Genomic DNA, 11,061 nt, shown 5'->3' on the forward strand with positions numbered 1-11,061 from the left:
CGCATCCCGTAGTTAGAACTGGCAAAATAGATGGTGTTTTCCAGCGCCCGCATCATCATCGCCTTTTCATAGTAGGGGTTGTTTTTATCGCCCCATTCAGTCAGTTCCTCATCAATATTACTATCGCTTCCTGAACAATGCGGATGAAAAACGATCCTGGCATCGTTCCTGGCGGCCCATCTTACTGATTCAGGGTACCTGAACCCTTCGTGGCAAATAGTAATGCCAAACTTTACCCCGTCTACTTCAAAAATGCTGCGTTCGGTACCGGCTATCCATATATGATCTTCGCTGGGGTCCAGTTGGTTTTTGGTTTGATAGCCCAACACTTCACCCGTTTTTGAAATTACATGCGCTAAATTGAATTTACCCTTTGGGGAGTACCAATCCATCGGCAATATAATGGCGATATTATTTTCAGATGCTATTTTACAGGCTTTATCCAATGATGCCTGCATATTTTCGGGCGTAGCTGTTTCCACTTCAAACTCTTCCAACGGATAGCCGGGGAGATACGATTCCGGGAAACAGATGATATCCGCCTGCTGTGCCGCAGCTTCTTTTACCAGTTGCTGCAAATTAGTTAATCCATCTTCAATGGACTTTGGAAATGCAGGAGAGGCTATCGCTACTTTCATAGGATCGGCTTAATTCAACTTTCTGTCAGAGTTTTTTTACTTCATTAGTTAAATCATCCGCAGTTGGCGCCTTTTCCCACGATTTAACCAGCTTTTTATTTTTATCATAAAGCGCTGTGAACGGGGTGGTATGCACATCGTAAAAACGTTGAACCACCATCGAGTAACCTTCAGTTCCGACTGTAAAGTTCGGGTATTTTTTCAGGTCGAAATCTCTCACAAAATTACGGATGGCCTGGATCTGCTGCACAAAAGTGATCATGATAACCTGCGTGTTTTTAAAGTCCTTCATTTTGGGCTTCAATTCATACATCAAATGCTGGCAATGGCTGCAATCCGGCGCAAAATAAATGATCAATACCGGCTTGTCCTTTTTTAGATTGGTTGGCGTTACATATACGCTGTCGGTAGTTAAAATATGGTAAGATGGAATAAATGCAGGTATAGGTTTGTTTTGTGCTGAGCTGCAACCCGCAGCGATGATCATTCCAAAAAATAAAAGTAATTTCTTCATAAAATTCATTTGCAGGTCATTGTGCCACATAGTTACGATTTTTTTAGGCTTCGAGCAATTCTAATTGCCAGGCAATATGTTCTTCAGTTATGGGATATAACGCGTTTTGGCGAATGGTATGATGCACCGCGTCAAATAAACCGTTGTAGTGGCCTTTTGGCGCTTTTATCCGTTCAACGTTTGGTTTATTATTTAAATCCATCAGCACCAGCTTGCCTTCGCTGCCTTCGGGTTCAATGCCGTAGGCTGGGTCGGTTGGCAGCATACCGCCGTCCAGTTGGGCTTCCTGCACGTCGCACCGGTCTTTTACATAACTCCCCAATGTGCCGTGCACAGCAAAGCCGGGCAGTACTTCGGCAATAAGCAGGCTTGCAGTAACAAATACATTCAATTGGTTGGGATAGATAAAATGGTAGGTAAAATAATCAGGTACTTCCGATCCTTCGCGGTAAATTCCCGTCGTTTTAGTGAAGCTGAGCGGTTTGCCAAACAGGCAGATCACATTATCGATCAGGTGCGGCCCCAGGTCGTAAACTAGTCCCGCGCCGGGCGTGGCAGCTGTTTCTTTAAATATTTTAGGGCTGAGCGCGCGTTTGTACCGGTCCATCCTGAAATAAACTTCTATCAATTGTCCCAGCCTGCCGCTTTCAATTACCTCTTTTGCCTGCAAAAAGCCACTGTCCCACCTGCGGTTCTGGTAAACCAATAAATGCAGGTTTAACTTTTTAGCCAGGTCGTACATCGTTTTTACATCAGCGCCATTTGTGGCTGCGGGTTTTTCAAGCAATACATGTTTGCCGGCATTCAGGGCTTTCATGGTGAGCTCAAAATGGGTATTGCCCGGCGTATTCACAATAACCAGCTCAATTTCCTCATCGGCCAGCAATTCATCAACGGAATTATAGCTGATCACATCCGGGTACCTTAAGCCGGCTTTTTTCTCGTGCCTTTCCACTACCGCTTTAAATTTAAAGCCGGGGTTAGTGGTTAAAAATGGGGCCTGGAATATTCTGCCCGACATTCCGTAGGCCATCAGGCCGGTAACAATTGGTGTTGACATCGTTTATTTGAATTGCGGTGTAAATATGCACATTGCCCTTTAATAATTTACACTTATGCTCATTTCTAATTACAGGTACCGGCGCGCTTAGTCTCCTATCGGGCTTCCGTCAGGCATAATTAATACCGGTGCAGGTTTAAACTGGTCAGGGTTTTTATTAAACGCTTCAATTTGTGATAAGCCAAATAAAATGCTTGCCTTTTCATCTCCGGGAGCGGTATTTATCCTCACCTGCATCCATTTTTTCAGGCCATCGATCTCCATTAATGCTATCCCCCGCACGCTTTCGGCTGCCTGCGGGTCGGCAGTAAGAGTGAGCAACTGTTTCAATACCAGGCTATTCACAAGTCGTTGCAGTTCGCCTTTATAGCCCGCTTGCTGCGGCGCTTTCCAAGTTTGGGCAACAAGTTTGTCAATTACGGGTATCAAGCCTGGTTGCGTATTGTCTCTCGATTTATATTCAACCAGTCGTTCGGCTCGCTGGGGATTAAGCATAAATTCAATGGTGGTGCCCGCCGCCGATTCAGCCGCCGCCATGGGGTCAAAAGTTAACCCTGTACGCGATTTAAATAATTCCCGCGTACGCGGATAACCATCTGGCCGCGGAGGAATTTTTTCAATAAGTTTTTCAGGCAAGGCCAAAGCGTCAGGACTCAGGGTCGACATCAGTGCCCCAAAGGCCTTCCATTGATCAGCAGGCGCAATTAGTTTAGTGACTGTTTGTCCGTCATTTTTAATAGCATAAGTGTAATACAAACCTCCCAGCATTTTTGATGCCGCTTCCACCTGGTAACGGTGCAAAAGATATACCGGTACCAAAACTTCTTCCAGCATAGCCATTGGCGCATCGGGCCGTATCGCCTTTTCCGAGAAATTATCCAGCAAATGTTTGCGGATAACCATTAACCTGTTCAGCTCATCGGCGGCATTAATGCCGTTATCCCAGAGGTGTGCTTGCGGATGGGCGCCATTTTCCGGGCGCGCATCTTCATCGGTAATGTACAAATAGCCTTGTTTCAGTGTTTCGCTGATGATCTCTTTTAAGGCTTTATCCTCATTTGTTCCCGGCGCAAAATCCTGGTATCCGTACAGAATAACGCGTTTATCCCAGCCGCCGATCCCGGTGGCATATGCTTTTGAAAGGTCGACTGTTCCGTCAGCTTTCAAACTGAATAATGGGGATGGGTAATCCATAACCGACGACCTGTTATTTACACTCGCTGCAAAATTGTGTTGCAGGCCCAGGGTGTGGCCAACCTCATGTGCGGCAAGCTGGCGCAGGCGGGCAAATACGATATGCATTAAGGTGGTATCTGCCGTTTTCCCGTCTTCATAGGGTTGCAGCAGTCCTTCCGCAATTAAAAAGTCCTGCCTGTCGCGCAACGAACCCAATGATACCTGGCCTTTAATGATCTCGCCGGTGCGGGGATCAGTTATGGATTCTCCGTATGACCATCCCCGCGTTGAGCGGTGGATCCATTGGATAATGTTATACCGGATATCCATTGGGTCAACAGTATCCGGTAAAATTTCTACGCGAAACGCATTTTTATACCCGGCGGCTTCAAAAGCCTGGTTCCACCATGAGGCGCCTTGCTGCAGTGCTTCCTTTACAAGTGGCGGCGCTCCCGGGTCCACATAATAAATGATAGGTTTTTTAGGCTCACTCATTGCTGCAGCCGGGTCTTTCTTTTCAAGCCGGTGGCGGGTAGCCAGGTGCTTTACGATAGGTTCATCAATCGGCGTGGCATAATCCATGTAGCTAACATCATAAAGCCCGCAACGCGGGTCGAACCTGCGCGGTTTGTAATTACTGTCAGGTAGCTGTATAAATGAATGGTGCATCCGTACCGTAATCGCGTCAGGATCGGGTGTAACCGACCTGATCTCTTTGGCATTGGGTTTGGCTTTCCCTGCAAGTGTGACGATGGCTTCAAATTCCGAATTCTGCGGGAAGTTTTTTGTATTTGGCAGGTAGATAGCCGACCTTGATTCATCCACTCTATAATCTCCCTGGTCCGCGCCGGCCAATTTATCTGCAAGGTGATGGCCATCTCTCAGTAAAAAAGGGGTAAAGTCAACCAAAACTTTGTCATTTTCTTCAGCTTCTATTTTAAAACCCCATAAAACTGATTGTGCAAACGCTTCTTCAACTGATTTTCGTTCGTTTGCATTCTGGCTTATTGCCCTGTAGTCGTAATTGGGTTGGATCAGGAGCACCTTATGCCCGCTTTGTATAAATTTAACAACCCTGCTTCCACCAATCTGGCCGCGGTCTAAACCAAGGTCGTTTGAACCGACACCTGCCGGTAATGAGTTTATATATAAAAATTCTGTATTAAATTTATCTACCTCTAATAAGATCCTGCCATTTTTTTCGTCCCAGTAAAAATTAAAATACCCTTTGTACGATTTGAACTTTTGGGTTACGGAGTCTATTTTCCCTGTTTTTTGCCCTTTAACATGTAAAATAGTGCTTAAAATGAACAATAGGATCAGTTGTATTTTTTTCACGATTAAGGTTTTGAAATAAGAAACTAAAATATTACTTTTATTTATATTAACCAATATTTAATGGGATGGTAACAAAACCATAAACGCACCCCCGTTTAAAATGCCTCTGAAAGATTTTAATTATTTTTAAAAAGGTTTAAACTTTTTAATTTCTGGTTGCGTATAAAGCAACATAAATACTGTATGATGAACTATAATAGCAGATCCGTTAGCGTGTTACTGGTTGATGACGACGAAATAAACAACTTCATCTCCATTAAATTAATAAAAAAGGCTTTATTAAACACTGAGATAATGGCTTGCCTTAACGGTAAATTCGCTATTGATCAGTTGGTTGAGATCCAAAGGAATGATCCGGCTAAATTGCCTGATTATATCCTCTTAGATATAAATATGCCCATTATGAACGGATGGGAATTTTTGGACGAATATAACCGCCTGAATATCGATCCCCTGGGTAAAACCAAAATATTTATTATCTCATCTTCGGTATTCAGCAACGATATCAACAAAGCAAGATCATACCCACTGGTAAAGGACTTTATCTCAAAACCCCTTAACGTAGATAAAATTGTCGAGCTTTTTAAAGTTGAAGACCCCGCTTAAGCAGGGTCAATTTTAAAATGATCATCCAGGTAGCCAACTTTTCCAACAGGCAACGATTTGGCGTGGTAAAATAAGCATGTCCACCCCTCTTCTGCGGCAATTTTGCCATATTCTTCGCGTAATTGCATAGCCTTACGGCCGTCATAGTCATATTTGGCAACAAATTTCCTGATCAGCTGTTCGGGCTCAGGTAGTTCATCGCCGCCAAAAAAACATTTTTCGCCCTCGCTTTCCAACCAGAAAACCTGGTGAAAAGGGGAGTGCCCGCCTGATAATTCATACCGGATGCCCGGTTGCAAAACGCCCGATCCGTCAACAAACACCAGTTCAACGCTGGCCGCCAATGCTTCAAAAATCTCTTTATGATAGGATGATGATTTACCGGCCATCGCTGTTTCCCACTCCTGTTTTTGTATCACATGCCTGGCATTCGGAAAACTGGGCCGTAATTTGCCATTACGCTCAACAACAAGCCCTCCTGAATGATCATAATGCAGGTGTGTCATCAGCACAAGCGTAACCTCATCAGGGTTATATCCCGCGTTCATAATATGCTGGTGGATGTTTAATTCATCCCGCGTATCCTTATAGCCCAGACCGGTATCCAAAACGATCAGTTCATCATCCGTTTCAACCAGGAAAGGGTTTACATGGATAAAAAGAGAAGCCGGACGGTCGCGGTAATTATCAATTTCGGGGTTAAAAGGGATAAACTTTTTGGTAGCATCTACTGAATAAGAGCCCTCGCACAAAGCATGTATTTTCATTGATATTATGATCCTTTTTAGAAAACGATTATTGAAATAGAAATGGTGTAAAATAATATTTACGGGAATTTTCCATAGCGATGGGTTTGAAACCTTGAGTGTTCGGAACTTTTTTTTACCCTCTTTACGGCTTGCCGTAGAGAGGGTCGGAGAACGAAGCGAATCCGTGGTAAGTAAACTCGCCGCCATGCATTGGCGGTAATGTCCGCCGGGGTTGACTCACCCCGACTATGCTCCGCTGGTCGACCCTCTCTTTTGCAAGCAAAAAAGAGGGTAGCTGCAATTGTTTTTTGTTTCGAACACTCAAGGTTTGAACCCATCGCTATGCGGTGATAATTATTTTTCACCACTCACTACTCACTGTTCACCACTCACTATTCACTAATTTTCCTCTATATTTACTGTTTTTTAGCAAAGATATGAATAAACGCTGGGCATTACGGGATAACGCTGATCACGAGGAAGTAAAATCCTTGGCGATAGCCCTCAATATCGACCCGGTGTTAAGCGCCTTGCTCATCAGCAGGGGTATAAAAACCTTCGAAGATGCCCGGCTTTTCTTCAGGCCCGACTTAAGACTGTTGCACGATCCGTTCCTGATGAAGGATATGGAAAAAGCAGTTATACGGATAGAAGAAGCAATATCAAGGGGCGAAAAGATCCTGGTATTTGGCGATTATGATGTTGACGGAACAACGGCCGTATCGGTTGTTTACAGTTTCTTCAAAAAGCGCTATAATAACCTCGAATATTATATCCCCGACAGATACCTGGAAGGCTATGGTATTTCGTTCAAAGGGATAGATTATGCCGCCGAAAATGGTTTTACATTGATTGTTGCGTTGGATTGCGGTATTAAATCGGTTGATAAGATCACCTATGCAAATGAAAGAAGTATCGATTTTGTCATCTGCGACCATCACCTGCCGGGAGATCAATTGCCTGACGCCGTTGCCATACTCGACCCCAAAAGGCCCGATTGCGAATATCCATACAAAGAACTCTCGGGCTGCGGTATTGGCTTTAAACTGATCCAGGCTTATGCCGAAAAAAATGAGATCCCTTTAGAGGAGGTTACGTGCTATCTCGACCTCGTCGCCATCAGCATTGCCTGCGATATCGTGCATATTACCGGTGAGAACCGGATTTTGGCCCACCTGGGTCTTCAAAAAATCAATTCAGATCCATCCATTGGGGTTAAAACTTTAATGGAAGTCGCCGGACGAGGTACTTATTATACCATATCCGATGTTGTTTTTTTATTGGGCCCCCGCATTAATGCCGCAGGAAGGATTGACGATGCCAAACACGCTGTCGAACTGCTGATTACTACTGATGTTGAAGTGGCTAAAGAAAAAAGCCTGCTCATCAATGTAAAAAATACCGAACGCAAGGGGCACGACCTTTCTATTACCGATGAGGCATTGAGTATTATTGATAACAATGAGGAACTGATCAACCGGAACTCAACTGTTGTATTTAATGAGCATTGGCATAAAGGTGTCATCGGTATTGTTGCTTCGCGATTAACCGAGAAATATTACCGGCCAACCATAGTGCTCACCCGCTCAAACGGTCATGTGGCAGGTTCGGCACGTTCAGTACCGGGGTTCGACCTTTATGAGGCGCTTTGCGGCTGCAGCGACCTGCTGATACAGTTTGGCGGCCATAAATTTGCAGCAGGCCTTACCATGCAACCCGAAAACGTGGAGGCCTTTGCCAACCGTTTTGAAGAAGTGGTAAGCGCAACCATTAAGCCGGAGCAACTGATCCAGCAGATCACAATAGATGCTGAATTGCATTTAAGCCAGATCGAACCGAAATTCTTCAGATTATTAAATATGTTTGCACCCTTCGGGCCTGAAAATATGGCACCGGTTTTCCTGAGCAAAAATGTGTATGTTAGCGGGGTAGCTGGCCTGGTGGGAGAAAGTCATGTGAAGATGACGGTGATCCAGAAAGGCTCGCCAGGGTTTGAAAGTATAGCCTTCGGACAGGGCGAACACCTGCCTAAATTAAAAAAAGATGTCCCTTTTGATATTTGTTATACCATTGAGGAAAATATCTGGCGGGAAAAACGTTCTATACAATTAAATATAAAAGGGATTCGGTTTAGTGATTAGAGGTTGGGGACCAGAGATTAGTTTAAGACCGCCAAAAATCGTAAGAAATAGGAGAAGTGCCGACTGTATAATCGGTGAAATCAAAAATTAAATCAGTGTAATCAGTGATTCTAAGAGCAGATAATTTATTAAAGAAATACAAACAGCGTACAGTTGTAAACGACGTGTCGTTTGATGTGGCGCAGGGCGAGATCGTAGGTTTACTCGGCCCGAACGGCGCAGGTAAAACCACTTCGTTTTACATGATCGTTGGTTTAATAAAGCCAAACGAGGGCCAGATTTTTTTGGATGATGAAAATATCACCAATGATCCGATGTACCGCCGCGCCCAAAAAGGCATCGGCTACCTTGCGCAGGAAGCATCTGTTTTCCGGAAACTTTCTGTGGAGGATAATATAAAAGCGGTATTGGAAATGGGCGACATGAGCAAAGAACGCCAAAAAGAAAAACTGGAAGAACTGATCGATGAGTTCAGTTTGCATAAGGTACGCCGCAACCGTGGCGACCTGTTGTCAGGCGGGGAACGCCGCCGTACCGAAATTGCAAGGGCGCTTGCAGCCGAGCCTAATTTTATTTTACTCGACGAACCCTTTGCCGGCGTTGATCCGATTGCGGTGGAGGAAATCCAATTTATGGTTGCTAAATTAAAAACGCGTAACATCGGGATCCTGATCACCGATCACAATGTGCAGGAAACCCTTTCGATAACTGACAGGGCTTATTTGCTTTTTGAAGGAAAAATATTGGAATCAGGGGTGCCCGAAGTTTTGGCCGCCAACGAAATGGTGCGTAAGGTTTACTTGGGCGCCAACTTTGTGCTGAAAAGAAAAACGTTCGATCACGTTAAGTAGCCTATGGAAATCTTTAACTCCGTATTTACCTGGTTCATGAAAAAGCGTATCCACCAGATAGAGCTTTTTATGAAATATCCCAACGAAGTACAGGAGGAATGGTTTGAGCAATTGATCTGCAGCGCCGAAAACACCGAATGGGGTAAAAAGTACGGCTATAAAAGTATCCTCACCCTGCACGACTTTAAAGAGCGCGTGCCTATACAAACCTACGACACGCTGAAGCCCTGCATCGAACGGATGCTGAAGGGGGAACAAAATGTTTTATGGCCTTCGGAGATCAGGTGGTTTGCCAAGTCGTCAGGCACCACCAGTGACAGGAGCAAGTTCATCCCGGTAAGCGAAGAAGCGCTGGAGGAATGTCATTTTAAGGGTGGTAAAGATCTGCTGACCATCTATTTTAATAACCAACCCAATTCAAGAATGTTCACCGGCAAGATCCTTACCCTTGGAGGAAGCTTCCAGGTAAGTGAACTAAATGCTGATACTTCATTTGGCGATCTGAGCGCCGTGCTGATGAAAAATCTCCCGCTCTGGGCCGAACTTCATCGCACACCCGATATGGATATAGCCTTGCTGGAGGACTTTGAGGAAAAGATCGAGAAAATGGCTCATGCAACTATCGGTGTAAATGTAACCAGCCTGAGCGGCGTGCCTACCTGGAATATTTTGCTGTTTAAACGGATCTTGGAAATAACCGGCAAAAAAAACCTGCTGGAAGTGTGGCCCAACCTGGAAATGTATTTCCATGGCGCGGTAAACTTTACCCCATACCGCGAGCAGTTTAAAAAGCTGATCCCTAACGATGACATGTACTACCTGGAGAACTACAACGCTTCTGAGGGGTTTTTTGGGATCCAGGATACCCGTGAACCCGGGGAGATGCTGCTAATGTTAGACTACGGTATTTTTTACGAGTTTTTGCATTTGGAGGATCTCCATAAAGAAAATCCAAATACCCTTACCCTGGATGAAGTGGAACTGGATAAGAATTACGCACTCATCATTAGTACCAATGCCGGCCTTTGGCGTTATATGATCGGCGATACCGTCAGGTTTACCTCGAAATTTCCATTCCGGATCCAGGTTACCGGGCGCACCAAACATTTCATCAATGCTTTTGGCGAAGAATTAATTGTCGACAATGCCGAACGCGCCTTGGACGAAGCCTGCCAGCAAACCGGGGCCGTCATTCGCGAATACACAGCCGCTCCGGTTTATTTTAACGGCGACGAAAGCGGTGCCCACGAGTGGATCATCGAATTTGAAAAAAAGCCCGCCGAATTTGAACGGTTTGTTGATCTACTGGACGAAACCCTTCGCCGTATCAATTCAGACTATGACGCCAAGCGGTTTAAAGATATGGCCCTGCGCCGACCCATTGTACGCAAAGCGCCTGAAGGCACATTCTTCAATTGGATGAAAGAACGGGGTAAAATTGGCGGACAGCATAAAGTTCCGCGCCTGGCCAACAACCGCGAATATGTGGATGCTATTTTAAAGATGATGGAGTTGGTGGGGTAAGATTAGTCCGGAAGTCAGTAAAGTCCGGAAGTCCGAAGAAGCTGCAACTGACGTTTCGGCAAAAATAGCTTAAGTTATATAGATCATCGCGCTAGATTGCTCAGGTACTTAAGCTCCGTTTTTCAATTCCATAGCTTTTTTACTTATTTGGTTGATATCCATGTTCTCAAATAAATTTCTTTGCCACGTTGTGTAATCAAAAGGGTCCCTGTTGAGCAAAGTGATAAAACGTTCGGCATCTACCTCTCCCAGCGCATCCAATAAAGCGCCTAATCCTTTCTGCTTTACCTCGGTATCTGTTATAATATCGAAAAATCCAAAAGTACCCAAAATAAAAACCATACCGCACCTATTTTTAATACTTTTTGCCTCTAAAAAGGTGTCTTAAAACTCATAAAATAGCCTAATTTTTGCCCTTAAAAGATGTTTTTTTGTCAACCTGTTTTAAAAAATCACCTTCAAAA

General features: G+C 44.5%; 10 protein-coding genes. 4 read left to right on the forward strand and 6 right to left on the reverse strand.

Translation table 11 applies throughout. From position 1 onward, the window contains the following. The 4 genes from QZY09_RS12305 to QZY09_RS12320 form a co-directional block, all read right to left on the reverse strand. Positions 1-638: carbon-nitrogen hydrolase family protein (locus QZY09_RS12305; protein WP_295672788.1), on the reverse strand; the 638-nt coding region annotated here is incomplete at its 3' end. A gap of 25 nt (positions 639-663) precedes the next feature. Further along, a complete protein-coding gene (locus tag QZY09_RS12310) occupies positions 664-1,152 on the reverse strand; it encodes a thioredoxin domain-containing protein (protein WP_295672789.1) in 489 nt (162 codons plus the stop codon). A gap of 43 nt (positions 1,153-1,195) precedes the next feature. Then, positions 1,196-2,212 (reverse strand): Gfo/Idh/MocA family oxidoreductase, encoded by a 1,017-nt coding sequence (locus tag QZY09_RS12315; protein WP_295672791.1) that lies wholly within the window; start codon positions 2,210-2,212, stop codon positions 1,196-1,198. An 87-nt stretch (positions 2,213-2,299) separates the two neighbouring features. Next, complete coding sequence (locus tag QZY09_RS12320) at positions 2,300-4,726, reverse strand: zinc-dependent metalloprotease (RefSeq protein ID WP_295672793.1); 2,427 nt, start codon at positions 4,724-4,726, stop codon at positions 2,300-2,302. Positions 4,727-4,909: 183 nt separating this feature from the next. Here QZY09_RS12320 and QZY09_RS12325 point away from each other — a divergent pair, with 183 nt between their 5' ends. Beyond that, positions 4,910-5,332: a response regulator gene (locus tag QZY09_RS12325; protein ID WP_295672795.1), complete on the forward strand. Its 423-nt coding sequence runs from the start codon at positions 4,910-4,912 to the stop codon at positions 5,330-5,332. Here QZY09_RS12325 and QZY09_RS12330 read toward each other — a convergent pair. Continuing rightward, positions 5,329-6,099 (reverse strand): MBL fold metallo-hydrolase, encoded by a 771-nt coding sequence (locus QZY09_RS12330; RefSeq protein ID WP_295672797.1) that lies wholly within the window; start codon positions 6,097-6,099, stop codon positions 5,329-5,331. The two genes, QZY09_RS12325 and QZY09_RS12330, sit on opposite strands and share 4 nt — an antisense overlap. Before the next feature lie 419 nt (positions 6,100-6,518). Here QZY09_RS12330 and recJ point away from each other — a divergent pair, with 419 nt between their 5' ends. The 3 genes from recJ to QZY09_RS12345 all read left to right on the forward strand — a co-directional run bounded on the left by recJ (position 6,519) and on the right by QZY09_RS12345 (position 10,597). After that, positions 6,519-8,222, forward strand: coding sequence for a single-stranded-DNA-specific exonuclease RecJ (recJ, locus tag QZY09_RS12335; RefSeq protein ID WP_295672799.1), 1,704 nt, complete (start codon positions 6,519-6,521; stop codon positions 8,220-8,222). Positions 8,223-8,326: 104 nt separating this feature from the next. Continuing rightward, entirely contained in the window at positions 8,327-9,073 is a 747-nt protein-coding gene (lptB, locus tag QZY09_RS12340; protein WP_295672801.1) for an LPS export ABC transporter ATP-binding protein, read from the forward strand. Between the two features lie 3 nt (positions 9,074-9,076). Further along, a complete protein-coding gene (locus QZY09_RS12345; protein ID WP_295672803.1) occupies positions 9,077-10,597 on the forward strand; it encodes a GH3 auxin-responsive promoter family protein in 1,521 nt (506 codons plus the stop codon). 108 nt (positions 10,598-10,705) lie between these two features. On the opposite strand, the gene QZY09_RS12350 is transcribed toward QZY09_RS12345, so the two are convergent. Further along, positions 10,706-10,939: a hypothetical protein gene (locus tag QZY09_RS12350; protein WP_295672805.1), complete on the reverse strand. Its 234-nt coding sequence runs from the start codon at positions 10,937-10,939 to the stop codon at positions 10,706-10,708. Between the last annotated feature and the right edge of the window lie 122 nt (positions 10,940-11,061).

The organism is uncultured Mucilaginibacter sp. (assembly GCF_903913935.1).
Taxonomy (GTDB): Bacteria; Bacteroidota; Bacteroidia; order Sphingobacteriales; family Sphingobacteriaceae; genus Mucilaginibacter.